This window comes from Shewanella sp. A32 (genome assembly GCF_029167175.1).
Lineage (GTDB): Bacteria > Pseudomonadota > Gammaproteobacteria > Enterobacterales > Shewanellaceae > Shewanella > Shewanella yunxiaonensis.
The window spans coordinates 21,068-40,422 of the sequence record NZ_JARFTS010000017.1 but is presented as its reverse complement, the minus strand read 5'-3'; the positions used below and the strand labels follow the sequence as shown (position 1 = coordinate 40,422).

General features: G+C 48.3%; 16 protein-coding genes and 1 pseudogene. 3 read left to right on the top strand and 14 right to left on the bottom strand.

Annotated features, from left to right (window positions below):
- Nucleotides 1-138 precede the first annotated feature (138 nt).
- Complete coding sequence (locus PY479_RS12520; protein WP_275483972.1) at nt 139-531, top strand: hypothetical protein; 393 nt, start codon at nt 139-141, stop codon at nt 529-531.
- 111 nt (nt 532-642) lie between these two features.
- Here PY479_RS12520 and PY479_RS12515 read toward each other — a convergent pair whose 3' ends face one another.
- The 14 genes and pseudogenes from PY479_RS12515 to PY479_RS12450 form a co-directional block, all read right to left on the bottom strand.
- Nucleotides 643-1,773 carry an ABC transporter permease gene (locus tag PY479_RS12515; protein WP_275483971.1) on the bottom strand — a complete coding sequence of 377 codons (1,131 nt, stop codon included), beginning with the start codon at nt 1,771-1,773 and terminating at the stop codon, nt 643-645.
- Nucleotides 1,763-2,713, bottom strand: a complete 951-nt coding sequence (locus PY479_RS12510; RefSeq protein WP_275483970.1) for an ABC transporter ATP-binding protein — start codon at nt 2,711-2,713, stop codon at nt 1,763-1,765. Before PY479_RS12510 ends, PY479_RS12515 begins: the two co-directional genes overlap by 11 nt.
- Complete coding sequence (locus PY479_RS12505) at nt 2,710-3,651, bottom strand: HlyD family efflux transporter periplasmic adaptor subunit (protein WP_275483969.1); 942 nt, start codon at nt 3,649-3,651, stop codon at nt 2,710-2,712. Before PY479_RS12505 ends, PY479_RS12510 begins: the two co-directional genes overlap by 4 nt.
- A complete protein-coding gene (locus PY479_RS12500; RefSeq protein ID WP_275483968.1) occupies nt 3,648-4,304 on the bottom strand; it encodes a TetR/AcrR family transcriptional regulator in 657 nt (218 codons plus the stop codon). Before PY479_RS12500 ends, PY479_RS12505 begins: the two co-directional genes overlap by 4 nt.
- 160 nt (nt 4,305-4,464) lie before the next feature.
- A complete protein-coding gene (locus PY479_RS12495; protein WP_275483967.1) occupies nt 4,465-6,372 on the bottom strand; it encodes a TonB-dependent receptor in 1,908 nt (635 codons plus the stop codon).
- A 211-nt stretch (nt 6,373-6,583) separates the two neighbouring features.
- Nucleotides 6,584-6,766: pseudogene (locus PY479_RS12490) on the bottom strand (transposase); the annotation flags it as partial.
- 177 nt (nt 6,767-6,943) lie between these two features.
- The gene (locus PY479_RS12485; protein WP_275483966.1) at nt 6,944-8,500 is read right to left on the bottom strand and encodes an oligopeptide:H+ symporter; all 1,557 of its coding nucleotides are present in this window, start codon (nt 8,498-8,500) and stop codon (nt 6,944-6,946) included.
- A 217-nt stretch (nt 8,501-8,717) separates the two neighbouring features.
- Nucleotides 8,718-9,083 (bottom strand): YajD family HNH nuclease, encoded by a 366-nt coding sequence (locus PY479_RS12480; RefSeq protein WP_212593763.1) that lies wholly within the window; start codon nt 9,081-9,083, stop codon nt 8,718-8,720.
- Nucleotides 9,084-9,115: 32 nt separating this feature from the next.
- On the bottom strand, nt 9,116-11,080 hold the full coding sequence (gene betT, locus PY479_RS12475) for a choline BCCT transporter BetT (protein WP_275483965.1): 1,965 nt from the start codon (nt 11,078-11,080) through the stop codon (nt 9,116-9,118).
- Between the two features lie 315 nt (nt 11,081-11,395).
- Complete coding sequence (locus PY479_RS12470) at nt 11,396-12,010, bottom strand: DUF502 domain-containing protein (protein WP_275483964.1); 615 nt, start codon at nt 12,008-12,010, stop codon at nt 11,396-11,398.
- Nucleotides 12,011-12,210: 200 nt separating this feature from the next.
- Nucleotides 12,211-12,912: a phosphate signaling complex protein PhoU gene (phoU, locus tag PY479_RS12465; RefSeq protein WP_212593767.1), complete on the bottom strand. Its 702-nt coding sequence runs from the start codon at nt 12,910-12,912 to the stop codon at nt 12,211-12,213.
- Between the two features lie 28 nt (nt 12,913-12,940).
- Nucleotides 12,941-13,762 (bottom strand): phosphate ABC transporter ATP-binding protein PstB, encoded by an 822-nt coding sequence (gene pstB, locus PY479_RS12460; RefSeq protein WP_212593768.1) that lies wholly within the window; start codon nt 13,760-13,762, stop codon nt 12,941-12,943.
- 36 nt (nt 13,763-13,798) lie between these two features.
- Nucleotides 13,799-15,454 (bottom strand): phosphate ABC transporter permease PstA, encoded by a 1,656-nt coding sequence (gene pstA, locus PY479_RS12455; RefSeq protein ID WP_212593769.1) that lies wholly within the window; start codon nt 15,452-15,454, stop codon nt 13,799-13,801.
- A gap of 44 nt (nt 15,455-15,498) precedes the next feature.
- Nucleotides 15,499-17,751 (bottom strand): ABC transporter permease subunit, encoded by a 2,253-nt coding sequence (locus tag PY479_RS12450; protein ID WP_275483963.1) that lies wholly within the window; start codon nt 17,749-17,751, stop codon nt 15,499-15,501.
- A 188-nt stretch (nt 17,752-17,939) separates the two neighbouring features.
- Here PY479_RS12450 and PY479_RS12445 point away from each other — a divergent pair, with 188 nt between their 5' ends.
- Nucleotides 17,940-18,443 (top strand): ACT domain-containing protein, encoded by a 504-nt coding sequence (locus PY479_RS12445; RefSeq protein ID WP_275483962.1) that lies wholly within the window; start codon nt 17,940-17,942, stop codon nt 18,441-18,443.
- Nucleotides 18,444-18,528: 85 nt separating this feature from the next.
- Nucleotides 18,529-19,344: a DUF2797 domain-containing protein gene (locus tag PY479_RS12440; protein WP_275483992.1), complete on the top strand. Its 816-nt coding sequence runs from the start codon at nt 18,529-18,531 to the stop codon at nt 19,342-19,344.
- The last annotated feature ends 11 nt before the right edge of the window (nt 19,345-19,355 follow it).

The window sequence follows — 19,355 nt, the reverse complement described above, 5'->3', positions numbered from 1 at the left end:
TATTTCGTTAAGAATGCCAAGGGTAAATTCGGTTTTGCATAGCCATTGACGCAGTTGTAAACCACCAGTTCACGCGGCCGTCAATCCTGTCCCAAACCCAGTTACCGCGAACAGCATCTGTTCGTCTGTGAGGCAGCAATGAAAGCATGTTTAGTCGTCTGCGGCTTGCTCCTGTGTTCAACTCCCGCTTTTGCTAACGGTAATTCCAGTTTAAACAGTGAGTTAGGACATTTCGCTGGCGGCGTATTTACCTCTAGTGCCGTCACTGCGCTTAGCAATTACATTGCGCCAGAACAAAACCGAGCATGGAACGGATTTTGGGTGCCAACAGCAGTGAGTTCACTGGAAGAGTTACGTGAATTTGCCGTAGGCGATAATACGGCTGGCGAAGCATTACTCGATGCCAGTTGTTTTGCCGTGGGGGCTTTCATTGGCAGTTACAGCACCAACCACTTTTTGCTGACGCCAACCGTCGGTAAAGATGGTGAAACAGGCCGTTACTTCGGTTTAAATCTGGCCTTTCGTTTTTAAAAAAATAGTGATGATAATCCTGTAGTTAATCATCGCCGGGTGATAACGCTTGTGATCAGCACCAGTAGGAGTCAACCACTGTGACTCCTACCAAACACAAAGCAATCTTTTTTATCCCAGACGTTTATGAAAACGTTTGGATGCGATCAATACCCCGACACAAGTGAATCCCAGTAACCATAGCGCATCTTTCCCAAGCGATAGCACTTCAGCTTGCCGTAAAACCACACCACGAACCATCCGTATAAAATGGGTCGCCGGAAACGCTTCAGCAATCCACTGTGCGGCCACTGGCATGGCCTCGTAAGGGAACATAAAGCCTGATAGCAAAATAGAGGGCATCAGCACAAAAACGGTCATCTGCATGGCCTGTAACTGTGTTTGTGCAATCGTACTGATCACTAACCCCAACGTGAGACTGGCACAGATAAACAGCAGAGAAGCCAGCAACAACGAGTCCAGCCCCCCGCGCACAGGTACCGCAAACACCCAATGTCCCACACTAAGAATAATGGTCACCTGAATAAGCCCGACTAACACATAGGGAATAATTTTGCCGAGCATCAGTTCCAGCGGTTTTACTGGCGTGGCAATCAAGAACTCCATATTGCCCTGCTCCCGCTCCCGGACAATGGCCGCCGAAGTAAACATAATCATGGTCATGGTCAGAATGACCGCCAGTAATCCTGGCACAATGTTCACTACCGAGCGCTGCTCTGGGTTGAAATACTCGACCACCTCAAAAGTCGGTACCACGGCAGTCACGCTGCGATTTGCCAACTCGTCCAATGGCATGGTACGCAATGCCCGAATGGTGGCCGCCACCATAGTATCTGAACCATCTACCAGCCATTGCGCCACCGGGCGCGTCACAGCAGAACGTTCACGCTTGCTGTCAAAGGCTGGATGATTAACTAAACGTTCACCAAAATCCGCAGGCAGATACAACACCGCCTTCACTTCACCATTGGTAATGGCTTTTTCCGCCGCGGCAGCAGATGAATAATGATGTTTAAAATCTATTACTTGCGAAGCGGTCAGCGCCTGTAATAACGCTCTGCTGTAGCTGTTTTGACTTAGATCTACAATACCGGCTGGCACATGCCGAACATCGGTGTTAATGGCATAGCCAAAGAGCATTAGCTGTAATAACGGGATCATCACAATCATGCCAAATGTCATGCGATCACGCGCCAACTGCTTCAACTCTTTGGTGATAATCGCGAGCAATCTAGCCCACATGCCGGCCTCCGGTACAAGTAACAAACACATCTTCCAGGCTCGGCCTGACCACCTCAAGTTGATGGTTGCCGCAGAGCGGTTGCAGTAAGCCCAATGGATCCTGTTGGGCATCATTCACCAATACCCGCAAACGACTGCCAGCCTGAGAGGCAGAAATAACGTCTTTCAGCGTGGATAACTGCTGCTTTAGTTGACGCAATCCCTCACCACTCACCTCTATCACTTTAGCGCCCATGGATTGCATCAATTGCCTTGGCGTATCATCCGCACGTTTGATGCCGTGTTCCATAATCGCCAATTTATGGCAACGCTCGGCTTCATCCATATAATGGGTAGACACCAAAATAGTGGTCCCGGCAGCGCTAAGATCAAAAAGTTGCTCCCAAAAGTCCCGACGGTTCTGAGGATCGACGGCCGACGTCGGTTCATCCAGGAACAATAGTTCCGGACGATGTAAGGTGGCACAAGCTAGCGCTAACCGTTGTTTCTGCCCACCACTCATGGTGCCCGCTAACTGCTGTTGCCTGTTAGCCAGTCCATATTGTTGCAATAACTCATCAATGCGACTTCGACTGGATTTACCGCGGACGCCATAGATCGCAGCCACAAATCGCAAGTTTTCTAACACTGACAGATTTTCATACAGCGAAAATTTCTGCGTCATATAGCCAATACGACTCTTGAGTTGCTCCTCATGCCCTTTAAGCGTCTGCCCCAAGATAGCGATTTCACCGTCACTGGGCTCAAGCAATCCAGTCAATAAACGAATCACCGTGGATTTACCACTGCCATTGGGTCCGAGGAATCCATAAATGGTACCTTTCGGAATGGTCAGATCCAGCTGGTTAACGGCAACCAGGTCACCAAATCGGCGTGTTAGCCCTTTGGTGCTAATCGCTATCTCGTCAGTTAGCGCTTCACCTGCGTCCATAGCATTCATGGTAAGCGTACCTCAAGCGCGATCCCTACTGGCAAATTTGCAGCATCAGGTAAATCGATATCGGTGAGATACATCAGCCGCGCGCGATCTCGTTCATTTAAGGCAAAATAAGGGGTAAATGCAGGTTGGCTGCGGATATTACTCACGGTACCGATGAGCGGTTGTTGACGGCCATCTACCCACACTTGCAGTTGCTCACCCTTATGGACTTTGCCCAACGCCGTTTGCGGTAAATAAACCCGCGCATAGGCTCGGTCAGCAGCGAGTAAGGTCACGAGCTGCACGCCTGCAGCCACTCTATCGCCGGTTTTCCAGGGCAAGATATCGACTTCACCGGCTTTAGGCGCTTTTAAACTCAGATCTGCCAGAGATTTTTCTGCCGAGGCAAGTGCAGCGGTTGCTTCATCAACCTGTGCTTTTGCCTGCGCAATCTCTTCGCTGCGAGTACCATTTTTTAGTTCCAGCCACTGTTGTTGCGCCTGCTCGGTCAATGCTTGTGTCTGTTTTTTTAGCGCGGTGGCGGAATCCAGATCGGCCTTACCTATCATCTTTTTCTGGTACAACGCCTGGGCACGACGGAATTGTTTATTGGCATCTTCGGCTTGCGCTTTAGCGGCCTGCATTGCTGCCTCAGCCGCCGCGAGTTGTTCTGCCCGGGCTCCCGTTTCTAGCTGTTGCAGTTGAGCTGTCACCTGATCCAGAGCCGCCTGACGTTGTGCAACCGTAGCTTTGGCATTACGGCTGTCTAACTGCAACAGCAGCTGACCAGCCTTAACCTGTTGACCTTCCGTTACCGCAATATTGCTGATCTGTTCTGCTATCGGTGCCGATAGGATCATGCGATCACGCTCCAAGGTTCCCATCGCACGTTCCTCATCCGCACCGGAACACCCAGTCAATAACAGCAGCCATAGCCCGCAGATGTGCTTGTATTTCATTTGTGTTCTCCAAGCCCTGAGGGCGGCATATTATCAGGATTAAATAACCCTTCGCGCATCACAATACGGTTATGATTTAGTAACTTAGTTAGCCATACATCCGTAAGTTCCATGCCAAATTCCTGCATCAATACTCTTGGTGCAATTAAAGGAAAAACCATGAGGCTGATAAAGCTAAGGCGGATCAATTGAGGGTCAAGCGAAGTGTTAAGTTGTTGTCTTGCGGCGAGCTGCCGTACCCAGTCACTGGCGTTGCCCAACATTTCCCGAAAAACAGTGGAGAGAATAGTGAATGCCTCATTATCCCCCTGATTGTTCAACACCTGAAAAATCAACCGTGGCAGCGCAGGATTGGCCGACATCATCTGATAGTAGGCCTGCATGAGCTCTTCCGGGGAGTGCAGTTCACAACTCAAATTATGTTTGAGAATTTGGACGACAGGGGCAATGGTTTCACGCACCATTGTTTCAAACAGTCCGGCCTTTGAACCAAAGTAATATCGGATCATCGCTGCATCAACATTTGCCCTACGCGCAAGTTCACGAATTGATACTCGTTCATAGGCATTATGCAAAAAACACGCTCTGGCAGCGTCCACCAGCGCCGCGCGAGTTTGCGGATCGCCCTTAGGTCTTCCTGGTTTTGCTGGCATCGTTAACTCCTAAAATTCATCTACTGATGAATATAACCAACAACACCGTTAATCGCAGGGAGTTTAATTCAATAAAAACAATTACGATGTAGAATTGCCGTAAACAAAAACGGCCACCGGCAGTAACGCTGCAGATGACCGTTTGGGATACGAATCCCGGTTAAAGACTTAATGTAAGTCCGACGAATACCGCCCGACCAGGCAAAATAATTTCAGTATCTTCATCATCTTTTGCAGGTTCCTGATTAGTGATATTAGTTAGACCGGCACGCAATTTCACATGGTCATTAACCTGATAATTACCACCAAAATCTAACAGCGTATAACCACTTTTACGCTCGGCACTGCTATTAAGATGTGAGCCATAGTAATTGCCAGACGCATACAACATAAACGCATCGGTCAAGTGCCAATCGAGTTTCAGATTAGCCGTCTGACGAGGACGTCCCGTCAGTTCTTCGCCTGTTCCGGTTTCCGTATCGAGATAACTGTAGTTGCCATTCAGACTAATATCTGCGGTTAAATCCACGTTGCCAGTGAACTCAATCCCCTGCAAAGTCACTTCATCTTCGTTGTAATACGTACGAGTCGCACTGACACGGTCCCAAGTTTCAACGGTGATCAGATCCTTTACCCGATTGTGATATACCGTAGCCGAGAGTTCATAGGTTGGCTGGTGCCACATAGCGGACAGCTCATAGTTAACACTGGTCTCAGGTTGGAGATTGGGGTTACCCGTAAGATTACACGCTCCACCACAACTGACCGAAGCAAAGGTCGCAGAAGACTCGTATAGTGATGGTGCCCGAAACGCAGTACCCACGCCGCCTTTCACAACTAAGCCATTATCTGCGTTATATACCAAATATGCCCGCGGACTAAACCGCTCACCATAATCTTGATTGTCATCATAGCGACCACCAAGCGTCAGACTAAACTGTTGCAGCAAATCAAACTGATCCTGAACGAAGAGCGAATACTGTTCCGAGCTATCGCCACCGGTAGTCGGGTACTGGACGACATCCGCCACTTCTGTCTTGTGGTATTCGCCACCGATGGTCAAGTCCTGCGAAAAAGCAGGGACAAAGGCCGTGCCGCGATAAATGGTGTTGATTTCATCAATGTCACGACCTAAGGGCGGTTGCAGGCGATATTGCGTGTTGTAATCATACATGGCTGACTTTTCACGATACGCCATCAGTTCTGTGCCGCCCCAGCCCCATTCACCTTTGTGGGTCAGACTTAAGGTATTACGTTCGATTTTTTGTTCACGCTGGGCCGTGGCTGAATAGTTAGTCAGCGGGACCTTGTCATTGTCATATTGATAATCGAGGTCGAGCGTCTGATTATCTGCTACCTGCCAGTTAAACGCGGTATAAAGCTTTTTGGTATTGCGTTCTTCAATAGAATCGTATGCCGGAGTCAGTTCCTCATTATTCCATGTATCTTGGTCCGCCGTTTCAGCGGTAAACATCACGCCTAACGTATCCGTTAGCTTACCGGTACCAAACAAGTTGCTGCGGGTACGATCACCACCATCACCATCGGTCATGGCACTATATTCGGTATCGAGTGTCAGCTCCCAGTGTTCATCCGGCTGTTTGGTAATGACGTTGATTACCCCACCTACGGCGTCAGAACCGTACAACGCAGACATAGGGCCACGCACCACCTCCACTCGCGCAATAGCATCAACCGGAATGGCCGTGACATCAAAATTGCCACCACGCCATAAGCCATTAGAGGAAGACACGCGTTTGCCGTTAATTAGCATCAACACGTAACCCTGGCCCATCCCACGAATATAAATATCATTACGCCCCCCCGTACCGGTGTTGACACTGACACCGACACTTGAACGTAATACGTCACCTAAATCCTTTACCGGCATCTGTTTGATTTCTTCGGCGTCGATGACTGAAATGGATGCGGGTGCGGTGCTTAGCTGTTGGTCTTTGGCGCTGGCCGTGACTACCATTCGCTCCATCTCACCATCATCGGCCCATAACTGGTGGCTTATGGATAACGCCAAAACACTCAACAACTGCGCCATAACACATTTCTGCATGTTTGTTCCCCAACATAATAATTATCGCGTTGAATCCCATAATAATTTGGAGTTTCAACAGTTCAGCTATTTCATTGCAGGGGACATTACCACAGCGAATAAATATTTTAAATGATATTTATTATCATTTGCATTTCTATCTTTTAAGTGTGACAAATCTCATATCGGCATGGCTTGAATAGCCCATAGTGACCAATCTGAGAGATTACCTATGATCTATCTGCACATTTAGCTCAACTGCAGTGCATTTCTTCATGTTACAGTAAACGTAGATACTGCGGTAAAGCTCTTCACCGAGATTACCTTTGAGGATTTTGTGTCTGTACTTGGGTGTCCATACGAGATGCTACTGACCGCGATAGAATAGGTGCGAAGCCGATTCATATCTGCTCATGCTATTTACGCCTTGATTTGCTGGTAACAAACCGAGGCAGTATTTAGCATGAGCATTCTGCGGACAAAGCCCAACATGAACGGTCACCACCTCCATAGGAGGTGGTTTAAAATTGATAATAAAAAACGGAAGCATATTGCCTCCGTTTTTTCATTTCATGAGAATGACAATGTTATTTTACTGCTCTGTTTTCACATCGGTAAGTGAAGCAGCCGCACTGTCACCATCACTGTTGCCGTTGTGAGAATGATGAGTCTCGGTCAGGCGGCGCATCAGTGGTAAAACTGCCAACGCAATCAAAGTACAAACCACCGCTGCGATCCCCAACTTATTGAACAGGCTGGTATAAATAGGCAATGTCTGTAGTGGATCGGTAATATCTCTAGGCACACTTGCGAAGTTTGCCACCACGCCACCTAAATACTGAGAAATACCGGACGCGACGAAATAAGCTCCCATCATAAAGCCGCCCATACGAGCAGGCACATAACGGGCAATCATCGCCAAGCCTAAACCACTCACCAGCAATTCACCCAGTGAATAGGAACCATAGCCCCAGATCATGATCCAGGATGAAGTTTTACCATCCACCGCAAACTGACCAGCGACACCGTAGATGAAGAACCCAATCGCAACAACAGCAAATCCCAACGCAAATTTTCCTGCGATAGAAAAGTCTTTATTGTTACGACCAGCCCAAGAGTAAGTCCAGGCCAATACCGGGCTCAGCAACATGATCCAGATAGGATTGAGTGCCTGGAACTGTGCAGGCGCCCAAGTCCACAGATGCACACCAAATACCTTGAAATCCCAGTCAACATTACGCAATGCGAACAAGTTCAGGGACGTAGACATCTGTTGATAGAACACGAAGAAAAATACGGTCTGAACGGTTAATACTAACGCCGCAATCAAACCGGCACGTTCACTGACTTCACTGTTGCGGATCAAGTGGGCAAAGATACCGAGAACAGCAACACCAGCAGCGTACACGAAGATACGAGCCACAGTTTGATATTCGAGAATAATGGCGGATAACACCACTGAAGCAGCTGCAGCAATCAATACCATAGCCAGTTTAGATTTGTTGACTGGATGACGATCGGGCTCAGAACCATATTCGGCAACAGCGTGACGCATGACAGAATAATTACCTAAACCGACTAACAAGCCCACACAGCAAACCGCAAACGCTGCATGCCAACCAAAATCATTACCATAAGTGGCATTCACATAATCTTTAATCCATGGAGTCAAGATCATTGAAATGGTTGAACCAACGTTGACCGCCATGTAATAAATGGTGAAGGCACTATCAATTTTAGCGTCATCACCATCATAGATTTTACGCACTAAGTTGCCAGCATTTGGCTTAAACAGGCCGTTACCGACGACGATAACGCCCAGCGCGGCGAACAGGAACCAGGTATTTTCTGTCGGGACGGTCATCAATGCGTAACCTACAGACAGCACCCCGGCACCCAGCAACATGGTACGTTTAGTCCCGAGTATTTTATCCCCAACCCAACCACCAATTGCTGGAGATACATAAATCAGTGCTGCACAAGCACTCCATACCAAGTTTGCTCTGTCATCAGCAAAACCTAAACGCTGCACCATAAAATAAATGATCAGCGCCTGCATGCCGTAATAACCAAAGCGTTCCCACAATTCGATTAGGGAGACCGTCATAAATGACTGAGTTTTGCTTACCTTAGCTGAGCCAAGAGTCATATTGCTTGCTTCCATCATTGTTGTAGTAATGTTTAAGGCCAAGAGTATAAGTCGAGTGCCGGGGTAAACCAATGTTGAACCCCGGCAAAATAGACTTTGTTACAAAAGCCTCGATATTGTTGCTGCCAAAAAGGGTGTATCACATCCGCTGCCACTTCCTTCACCAGTCAGATATGTTCACCACTTAAAAAAGCACCTCAAAAATAGGTGCTTTTTGTCATTTCTGACCTTTTTTAGCCATCATTGCCTTGAGATCAGCAAATGGATTAAAGGTCGCAGGTGCTTGCTTAGTTTCCGAAGTATCACCATAGGACACTAATTCTTCAAAGCGAGCATGTTCATTGTCATGACAATACAGGCATAACAGCTCCCAATTAGAGCCGTCCGATGGGTTGTTATCATGATTGTGATCGCGATGATGCACCGTGAGTTCACTCAGATTTTTATGAGTAAATTCTCTGGCACAGCGACCACAAACCCAGGGATACAGTTTTAACGCCTGTTCCCGATACCCTTTCTCACGGTTGGCCCGATATTCCCTGGCCTCCGCCAGTACCCGGTCCAATTTGCTTGGTGTTGTCATACCTGATTCCTACGTCTAACGACGCTACGACCTTAATTACTCACATATTCTGCATTAGAAAGATGCAGATAATGCAGATATTTCTCGTACTGAGTTACTACATCCGCCTGCAGCTGCTCTGGCGTATACCCCATAACATCATAATACTGCCCGCCATGTTCGAGAAATACTTCGACGCGATAATAGTGTCTATCACCGGTCTCAAGCAATGTTGGTAAGGTAAAACTGCGGATCCGCAAGGCGTATACAAAGGTTTGCACCTGGAGTTCCTCAATCAGCAAACGCACCCGGTCTTGCTCATATTGCAGTTTGGTATCAATGCCTCGTTCGACAAATTCACGCGCTACCATCGACAAAGCCGGTTCGGCAATGTCATCTAAATACTGCCGGGCGTCCTTATAACTCGGATGCGAAACCAACACTTCGAGGTGTTTTTGCCAAGGAACACTGGTCTGCGAATACTGCACACTAGTGTTATGTAAGCGCACACTCATTAGCTTCAAACGATCATCCTTTAACGCTTTGAATAAACCGATACACATCAGCAACATCACCACCAGAAACGGCATGGCGCTGGCGATTGATGCCGTCTGCAAGGCTTTCAGTCCACCGGCCAGTAATAATACCGAGGCGACAACGCCCTCAAGCAAGGCCCAGAAAATTCGCTGCCACACCGGCGCATTTTCATCACCACCAGACGTCAGATTATCCACCACCAGTGAGCCTGAATCTGAAGAGGTCACGAAAAACGTTACCACCAGACACACACCTAGAATGTCCAAAAATCCTGACCATGGCAGGTGTTTAAAGAAAGTAAACAGCGCCACTGAGACATCTGAAGACACTGCATCAGCCAGATACTGAGCGCCGTGATTCATGATGGCGTCAATTGCCGAATTGCCAAAAACAGTCATCCATAAAAATGTAAAACCGGTTGGCACAAACAACACCCCCACCAAAAACTCACGAATTGTGCGACCACGGGAAACTCTGGCAATAAAGGTACCGACAAAAGGTGACCAAGAGATCCACCAGCCCCAATAAAAGAGCGTCCAGCCGCCCAACCAATCATTTTTCTGCTGGTAAGCGTAGAGATTAAAAGTCTTATTAACGATGTCACTGAAATAAGCCCCAGTGTTCTGCACAAAATGTTGTAACAGATCCACCGTTGGACCAACGAGCAACACAAACATCATCAGCAGAAACGCCAAGCCCATATTGAGTTCGCTGAGGATCTTAATGCCTTTGTTGACACCGGAGACCACCGAAGCAGTTGCCATCAGCGTGATCACACAGATAAGACCTACTTGTACGGCTGGGGAGATGGGAAAAGCATCTCCCATTAAAAAATGCAGGCCTGAATTAACCTGCGCCACACCAAAACCCAAGGAAGTTGCTACGCCTAACACTGTGCCAAGAACGGCTAAGGTATCGACACAGTGACCAATCGGGCCATAAATGCGATTACCAATCAGCGGATATAAAGCACTACGGGGTAATAAAGGTAAATTATGGCGATAACTAAAATAAGCGAGACTCAGGGCTACAATGGCGTAAATGGCCCAGGCATGTAATCCCCAGTGGAAAAAGGTAATTTTCAGCGCTTCTTTAGCAGCTTCCATCGTCTGTGGATCGGCATCTGGCGGTGCTAAAAAATGCATGACCGGTTCACCGATACCAAAAAACATCAAACCAATCCCCATCCCGGCAGAAAACAACATGGCGATCCAAGTTTTATAGCTGAAATCAGGTTCGGAATGGTCAGGACCTAACTTAATATCGCCGTAACGGCTCAGCATAATAAACACGACGAACACCAGGAAAATCGCCACCGCCAGCACATAAAGCCAACCTGCTTTTAACTGTAACCAGGTTTGTACGCTATTGAATAGCGCCTGTGACTGTTGCGGCCATACTGCCGCAATCAATACCAGCGCCACCAGACAAATTACTGATGAAAAAAACACCGGTGGATTGATACTCGATTTTATCGACATAAACGCTCCCATCAGATGACAGGCTACTGCTTGGTAAACCGTTTCTCAGTCGTTGTGTACTTGCAGACTGCAGCAGCCAACACATTGCCAATGGGCGACAGCAAGGGTAATTCAGCGACATTGTTGCTCCGCGGCAAGGCCAGGAAACCTTTGATAATGGAGCAACATTCCCGCCGGCTCATGGGGCGGGAATTACGGGAACCGGAGCAAAATGAGACCGGCAAACCCGCTGAGATTACTACTCTTTTGGCAACAATTCGCACCGATTATACACAAAATCAGCCAGATTGGGGAGCATAAAGGACGTTTGTACGGTTAATCACTCAGTTTGTGGTGATGATCGTGATCGGTCACCGCTGACTGCGAAATTCCTGCGGTCAGGTTAAAACGCATGGCTTCTTCAAATGACCAGTCGACTTTGATTAAGTCTTCCCGTTTCACCAGGCTGGTGATCCCAGCCATCTGATAAGACAACTGAAACAGCACCGGAACCCAGTCGCCTTCAGGTAACGCATCCACCAACGGTTGTGGCGGGCGGTCAGTCATGATGAACCCCACAACGTAGCCACCATTAGCCTGGCGCACTAACACTGTCTGTTGTGACTTCGGTTTAGAAGGGTCGCGATTCATCAACGAGGCAATATCGCGAATACTGCCATACACAGACTTAAACAGAGGGAACCGCATCAACTGTCGTTCAACCCAGCTCCACAGCCACACCACTGGACTGACTGAAAACAGTAACCCTGCAATAAACACCAGCGCCACCACCAGCAGAAAACCCGCGCCAGGGAATGGGGATGGAGCGTGCACTATCGTTAGCAACAATTTTCCAAGTTCATCCAATGATGCAAATAGCGACCAGAACAACCACAGGCTGAGCGCCATCGGCAATAAATTGAGCAGACCTCGGATCAGGGTTTGTTTCATGATGTCCTCACAGCAACACCGACGACATGACGGTGCGATGGTTATCTTAGCACTACGACACTCCGCACCTCTACGGGCGAAGATTATCTGCCGCTTATTTCAGCAGCATAAGTGGAACACCTACTGACATAACACCTGAAATAACATGGTATCCATAAAAAACGCCAGCAATCGCTGGCGTTCAGTACACATAAGTGCAATCAGTCTTTTTCCATCTCTTCATAAGAAACGTGGCGGACATCGCGGCCTTTCACGTAATAAATCACATACTCACAGATGTTTTTACAGCGATCCCCTACCCGCTCGACCGCGCGCGCAGCCCACAGCACATCAAGAATGCCGGGGATAGAGCGTGGGTCTTCCATCATGTAAGTCATCAATTGGCGAATGATGCCTTCATATTCTTTATCGAGCTTGGCGTCTTCCTTATGCAGTTCTATCGCCGATTCCGCATCCATCCGCGCCAACGAGTCCAAAGTTGCGTGCAATAAACGGGTGGCATGGCGTCCCATGCTCTCAATACTCACCAACAACGGTTGCTGATTATTGTTACGTTTTTCCAATGCTGCCTTGGCAATACGCACACAAGCGTCACCGATACGTTCCAGGTCAGCAATGGTCTTAGAAATCGCAATGACCAAACGCAGATCGCTGGCAGCAGGCTGACGCTTGGCAATAATACGGGTGCATTCTTCGTCAATGTCCACTTCCATGCCATTAACACGGTGATCGCCGTCAATCACCTGCTGTGCCAGTTCTATATCTAAAGCACCTAAAGCATCCAACGCCTGTTCCAACTGGCGTTCAACCAATCCGCCCATCGCCAACACTTTATTGCGAATATCTTCCAGTTCGGCACTGAACTGACCGGAAATATGCTTATTAAGATTTTTGTTTTCCATAAAATCTGCCTTTGTTCAGTGGGAGGCGTTAACCGTAACGCCCGGTAATATAATCTTCGGTTTTACTCTGCCGTGGCGTAGTAAAAATGGTATTGGTATCGCCATATTCCACCAACTCGCCCATATACATGAATGCCGTCTGATCAGAGACCCGCGCGGCTTGCTGCATGTTGTGCGTCACAATCACCACGGTAAACCGGGTTTTCAGCTCAGTGATCAGCTCTTCAATCGTCAGGGTTGAGATTGGGTCCAGCGCAGAGGTCGGTTCGTCCAGCAATAACACTTCGGGCTCGATGGCAATGGCGCGGGCAATCACCAGCCGCTGCTGCTGACCACCAGACAAGCCAAAGGCGTTATCGTGTAAACGGTCTTTGACTTCATCCCAAATAGCGGCACCGCGAAGTGAACGCTCACAGGCTTCATCCAGTTCACGCCGATTATTAATCCCCTGTAATCGCAAACCATAAACTACGTTTTCATAAATAGATTTCGGAAATGGATTGGGACGCTGAAATACCATGCCGACGTTGCGGCGCAATTTGGCAACATCCACTTTTTTATCATAGATGTTGTGACCATTAAGTAGAATTTCACCGTCGATATGACAGTTGTCTACCAGATCATTCATACGGTTGATACAACGAAGCAGCGTGGATTTACCACAACCACTGGGGCCAATGAAGGCAGTGACCTTTTTCTTGGGGATTTTCATCGACACGTTAAACAGTGCCTGCTTATCACCGTAGTGCAGATTAAGGTCGCGGATCTCCAGCGCCGTCTGTTCCGGTGGCAGATTCTTCAAATCTACTTTGGCAGAAGCGGTCATTAGTGAGGCATCTATCGAAATCATAGGTTGTTTCTGTCCTGTCTCTTGCACTGGCTGTTATCAGTTTTCCAGCGAACGATACTTTTCACGCAGATGGTTACGCACGCTGATAGCCGTCAGGTTAAGCGCCACAATCACAGTTACCAGCAGGAACGACGTGGCGTATACCAAGGGCCGAGCGGCCTCTACATTGGGGCTTTGGAAGCCCACATCATAAATATGGAACCCGAGGTGCATAAACTTGCGTTCCAGATGCACAAAGGGGAAATTCATATCCACTGGCAGATTAGGTGCTAATTTCACCACGCCGACCAGCATCAGTGGCGCAACTTCGCCAGCAGCGCGTGCCACCGCCAAAATCAACCCCGTCATAATGGCCGGGCTGGCCATTGGGATCACAATCCGCCACAGAGTTTCTGCCTTGGTGGCACCTAACGCCAAACTGCCTTGCCGAACCGCGCTCGGGATACGCGACAACCCTTCCTCAGTGGAGACAATCACCACGGGTAAGGTCAGAATGGCCAAGGTCAAGGCCGACCAAATCACACCAGGCGACCCGAAAGTGGGCGATGGCAGCGCTTCTGGATAAAACAACTTATCGATGGAACCACCCACCATATAGACGAAAAAGCCTAGGCCAAAAACCCCGTACACAATTGAGGGAACCCCGGCAAGGTTTATCACTGCAATCCGAATAATCTTGGTCAACGCGCCTTTTCGAGCATATTCGTGCAGATAGATAGCCGCAATCACGCCAAATGGCGTGACAATGATTGCCATCAACAACACCATAAATACGGTACCGAATATCGCCGGGAACACCCCACCTTCGGTATTGGCTTCACGAGGATCTTCACTGACAAACCGGCCGACACGGACACACCAGGTGCCCAACTTCTGCCAGAAGCCCATGCGATTGACATAACTGACATCCAATACCGTATCTAATGGCAGTGTCACTTCCTGACCACGCATATCTTTAACGACTACCGCATCACGCCCTGCTTGTTCACGCAATGAGAACAACTGCTTTTCCAGTACCTGATATTTGGCCTGCAACTGCTGACGCTGCTGCGCCAGATCTGCCTGACGTTCAGCCGTCAGCTCATTGTCCAACTCATACTTACGCCCTTTGAGACGTAACCGTTCCAAATCATAATTGACTGAACCAATATCCTGCTTCTGCAAAGCATCGGCCTGCTCGTTGAGCGTAACGGCTCGCTGAATATACTGATGCAGTGTATCGGCAATATCACCCTGCGAGGGCAAACGCTTCCCGGACTCAAGGATGGCAACCGGATAACCATAGAAATTACCGTTTTTACTGCGCTCCAGCATTGCCAGCCCCTCTGGCGTAGTGCGACTTTTAATATCCGTTTGCAGTATCCAGCGAAAATCCAGACTCACAAATTCGCGGTTACCTGTTTTCACCAGATACCGATTCACAAATTCACCAGGATCATTGGCAAACTGATGACCGGCAGCACGCAAGCGTTCGGTCGGCACCTGTTCGCGGTCGTGGATCTCTCCAATCAAGGTGTAGGGTTTGCCGTTTTCATCCTGCATCTGCCACTGATAAATGGTCGCCGGCCAAAAATAACTGAGTCCACGCCAGGCGATCAGCAGCAACAAGCCCAACACCGCAATCAGGCTCAGACTGACAGCGCCGCCTGTCATCCAAATCCAAGGTGCTCCGGATTTAAACCATTTGCCCATCAAACTGCCCCTTGCTCATATAAACGCTTCATCTGCCAATACCTTTACAGCGAGCTGTAACGTTCACGCAGCCGCTGGCGCACCACTTCGGCAATCGTGTTAAAGAAAAACGTGAAAATAAACAGCACAAATGCGGCTAAGAACAGCACCCGATAATGGGAACTGCCAATGGCGGACTCCGGCATTTCCACGGCAATGTTCGCCGCGAGTGTGCGCATGCCCTGAAAAATACTCCAATCCATGATGGCAGTATTACCGGTCGCCATCAGCACGATCATGGTTTCGCCTACGGCACGGCCAAGCCCCATCATGACCGCGGAGAAGATCCCGGGACTGGCGGTCAACAACACTACCCGAGTGAGTGTTTGCCAACGCGTTGCGCCTAGTGCCAGGCTGCCATTGGATAGATGCCGAGGCACTGAGAAAATGGCATCTTCAGCAATGGAAAATATTGTCGGGATCACCGCAAAGCCCATGGCAATACCCACTACCAGCGCATTGCGCTGATCAAAGCTCATACCCAAGGTATTAGTAATGAACTGACGGGTATCACCATGAAACAGCCACAGCTCAATGGTGGGACTAATCGCAAATGAAAACCACCCAAAGAAGCAGATGACCGGGATCAGCAATAGCTCCTGATAAGTTTCTGGCAACAACGCTTTGATGCGAACAGGAAGCTTAGACCAGGCAAAAGCCGTGAGTAGTATGGTCACTGGCAACAGGAGTAACAGCAGAAGCAAGCCAGGCAAATGATCTTCAATCAACGGTGCTAACCACAAACCTGCCAAAAATCCCAGGATCACAGTGGGCAGCGCTTCCATAATCTCGATGGTCGGCTTGACCAGTGACCGCACTTTTGCAGACATGAAATATGCGGTGTAGATAGCACCAGCGATTGCCAGCGGAACTGCAAAAATCATTGCATAAAATGCTGCTTTTAACGTGCCAAATGCCAACGGCATCAGGCTCAGTTTGGCTTCAAAATCATCCGAGCCAGAGGTGGATTGCCATACATATTGCGGATCCGGATAACCTTCATACCACACCTTATTCCAGAGAGCGCTCCAGGAAACTTCCGGGTGTTCATTGCTCACACTAAATAACTGCAATTTGTCGCCAGCTTGCACAACCAGCGCATTGGAGCGAGGACTAAAACCCATCGCGACAGGGTTAGCCAAATCGAATTTCTTCGAGAATAACTCGCGTTCACTGGTGGTATACAACAGTTCTAAACGGCCATCTTCACTGACAGTAGCAAAACTCTTACGATAATATTCGCTGGCCAATGCACCAATATTACCTAAGCCCTTGAACTCTCGTATGTACTGATACAGCCGACCATGCTCACCAGCCACCTGAAAATATTGCGCGACCACGCCAGAGTTATAACTCACTAATAATGAGCTTGCCCCCGCCAACAAACTGATATTGCTAACCTTTGCTTTGGCACGCTCAAGATCCAATACCTGTAGCAAGCTGATACCATCGACATCATTAATGTTGTATATGAATACTTTATTACCGGATTGTAACATCAACTGGCGCTGATCAGGTGTCAGTAGCTGATGCTCTACAACTGGCGGAGTATTTGGCAACGCGACAGTGTGTCGTTGCCATTCAACTTCCTCGGTGAGCATGTTTTGCTCGCCATCCAGTCGAGTCAGGAACCAGTGCTGATCTTTGCCGCGGTAAGCGAAACTGATTTTGTCACTATTGTAGGCAAACACCAGTTGCTGCAATGGCGAGCCATGGTCATCGACTGTCACTAATGGCTGACCCATGGGGTATCGAATTCCCGGGGTAATCAAACGTTGATTATTGGGATAACTGACGCTGAAATCGATGCCTGCTAATAATGCCTGGCCGTTGTCCAAACCCAGGGCAAATAGCTGCTGATTGGGTACTGAAGCCGCACTGCTCACGACTTTCGTACCTTCAGGCACAGGTAATGACAGGACTTTTTTTGAGCTATCTGCGACTCTGAAGAAATCTACCTGGCCTTGTTCATTTACCCGATAAATCAGCTCATTCTGTTCATCGGCACCGACCATCAAGGTCTTACCATCGGTAGCGACGGGCACACTGCTGAGCGGAATCACCTTAGCAGCGTCAAACACCGGCTTAATGACATATAACAGATAGAAAAATATCAGCAATAACGCCACAAAAACCATGATGCCACCAATGGTGACACCGGCTCTGGCCAGCTGATCTTTCAATGCACGCCGATTGCCACGTTTTTCCATCAAAAAATCATGGGATTCAGGAGCAGGCTTAGAGACCTGACTTTCCATCGAAAACCTCTATTATTTAAACTATAAGGCGTGTCACAATTATTGTCTTGTAGGCGGTAATTATCATAAATTACAACCTGCCAAACCGGTTCATTTCCACTCAGGTGGCATGTTCTGAATTATATGACGCAAAAATGACAGTAATGTTACACCGTCTGTTTTTAACAGCATACAGGAGCCGTCCCAATATGCGCCGATATCTGATTACATTACAGCTGCCTGATCGCAAAGGGTTGGTCGAGCAGATCGCCAACGCTGTCAGCCACCACGGGGGAAACTGGCTCGATTCTGAGCTGCGTCATATTGACGGTATTTTTGCCGCCATCTTGTTGCTGGAAATCGACGAGCAACATTGGGATGAATTGCAGGAGGCTCTGGAATCTATCGACGGACTGATGATGACTGCCGCGCCAGCGGCTCACTTTAACCAACCGCGTCTACGCCTGACCTATAATCTGGTAGCTTATGACCGTCCGGGTCTGGTTAAGGAAATATCCAACAAGCTTAGCAGCTTAGGGATAAATATCGAACGATTTAGCAGTAAATATGAAAGTGCCAGCCATACCGGTATCGCCCTGTTTCGCGCCACGATCAGTCTGGGTCTTAGCGATCCGCATCAGGAAGATTTACTCACGGAAGCGCTATATGAAATTGGTGATGATGTCGTAATCGACAAAGTGCGAAGCCGTTAACATAGGTCAATCGAATTTTCCGGTCGGTATCATGGCATTCCAACTGATACACTGCCGGAAACTTCTTAATAAAACACCACATTTTATGTTAGGTACGCTGGATAAAATGGCCGTCACCCTGGATGACAATGGCCTTGCACAATATTCGCTGCGCGTGGGTGCGCAGCAACTGCCCCTGAATACGCTTATCGGAAAAAACCTTTCGTTAAACTTTACTGGCCGCATCCTCTGTTGCAATTGTGGTAACCGCACCAAGAAAAGTTACGCTCAAGGTCACTGCTTTGTCTGTATGCAGAAATTGGCCAGTTGCGATATGTGTGTGATGAAACCCGAAACCTGCCATTACGCCCAAGGCACCTGTCGTGAGCCACAGTGGGGACTGGAGCATTGCTTTGTACCGCATTATGTTTATCTGGCGAATACTTCTGGAATTAAAGTCGGCATCACCCGTCATACTCAACTGCCAACCCGATGGCTGGATCAGGGTGCGACGCAGGGAATGCCATTGTTTCGGGTTAATTCGCGTTATTTGTCAGGTCTGATTGAAGTCGCACTGGCGCAACTCATCGCCGATAAAACCAATTGGCAGGCGATGCTTAAAAGCGATAATGACCCACTGGATTTAAAAGCAGAAGCTGAGATATTGCTGCCGCAGATCAGTGCCAAGCTGACTGAACTGGATGGTTCAAAGCAATTTATTATTGAACCGCTCAACAGTGCTATTACTGACATCCGTTATCCGGTCACGGCATACCCCAGCAAAATTAAATCGCTCAATTTTGATAAAGATCCGTGCGTCAGTGGCACCCTGATGGGGATCAAAGGCCAATATCTGATATTTGATAATGGTGTTATCAATATCCGTAAATTTACTGCCTATGAAGTCGACGTAAGTTTGTAAGCCATTAATAG

What these genes read in the sequence shown, in the direction of transcription:
- PY479_RS12520 (WP_275483972.1), top strand. Translation starts at nt 139, where the DNA reads ATGAAAGCATGTTTAGTCGTCTGCGGCTTGCTCCTGTGTTCAACTCCC.
- PY479_RS12515 (WP_275483971.1), bottom strand. Translation starts at nt 1,773, where the DNA reads ATGTGGGCTAGATTGCTCGCGATTATCACCAAAGAGTTGAAGCAGTTG.
- PY479_RS12510 (WP_275483970.1), bottom strand. Translation starts at nt 2,713, where the DNA reads ATGAATGCTATGGACGCAGGTGAAGCGCTAACTGACGAGATAGCGATT.
- PY479_RS12505 (WP_275483969.1), bottom strand. Translation starts at nt 3,651, where the DNA reads ATGAAATACAAGCACATCTGCGGGCTATGGCTGCTGTTATTGACTGGG.
- PY479_RS12500 (WP_275483968.1), bottom strand. Translation starts at nt 4,304, where the DNA reads ATGCCAGCAAAACCAGGAAGACCTAAGGGCGATCCGCAAACTCGCGCG.
- PY479_RS12495 (WP_275483967.1), bottom strand. Translation starts at nt 6,372, where the DNA reads ATGCAGAAATGTGTTATGGCGCAGTTGTTGAGTGTTTTGGCGTTATCC.
- PY479_RS12485 (WP_275483966.1), bottom strand. Translation starts at nt 8,500, where the DNA reads ATGACTCTTGGCTCAGCTAAGGTAAGCAAAACTCAGTCATTTATGACG.
- PY479_RS12480 (WP_212593763.1), bottom strand. Translation starts at nt 9,083, where the DNA reads ATGACAACACCAAGCAAATTGGACCGGGTACTGGCGGAGGCCAGGGAA.
- betT (WP_275483965.1), bottom strand. Translation starts at nt 11,080, where the DNA reads ATGTCGATAAAATCGAGTATCAATCCACCGGTGTTTTTTTCATCAGTA.
- PY479_RS12470 (WP_275483964.1), bottom strand. Translation starts at nt 12,010, where the DNA reads ATGAAACAAACCCTGATCCGAGGTCTGCTCAATTTATTGCCGATGGCG.
- phoU (WP_212593767.1), bottom strand. Translation starts at nt 12,912, where the DNA reads ATGGAAAACAAAAATCTTAATAAGCATATTTCCGGTCAGTTCAGTGCC.
- pstB (WP_212593768.1), bottom strand. Translation starts at nt 13,762, where the DNA reads ATGATTTCGATAGATGCCTCACTAATGACCGCTTCTGCCAAAGTAGAT.
- pstA (WP_212593769.1), bottom strand. Translation starts at nt 15,454, where the DNA reads ATGGGCAAATGGTTTAAATCCGGAGCACCTTGGATTTGGATGACAGGC.
- PY479_RS12450 (WP_275483963.1), bottom strand. Translation starts at nt 17,751, where the DNA reads ATGGAAAGTCAGGTCTCTAAGCCTGCTCCTGAATCCCATGATTTTTTG.
- PY479_RS12445 (WP_275483962.1), top strand. Translation starts at nt 17,940, where the DNA reads ATGCGCCGATATCTGATTACATTACAGCTGCCTGATCGCAAAGGGTTG.
- PY479_RS12440 (WP_275483992.1), top strand. Translation starts at nt 18,529, where the DNA reads ATGTTAGGTACGCTGGATAAAATGGCCGTCACCCTGGATGACAATGGC.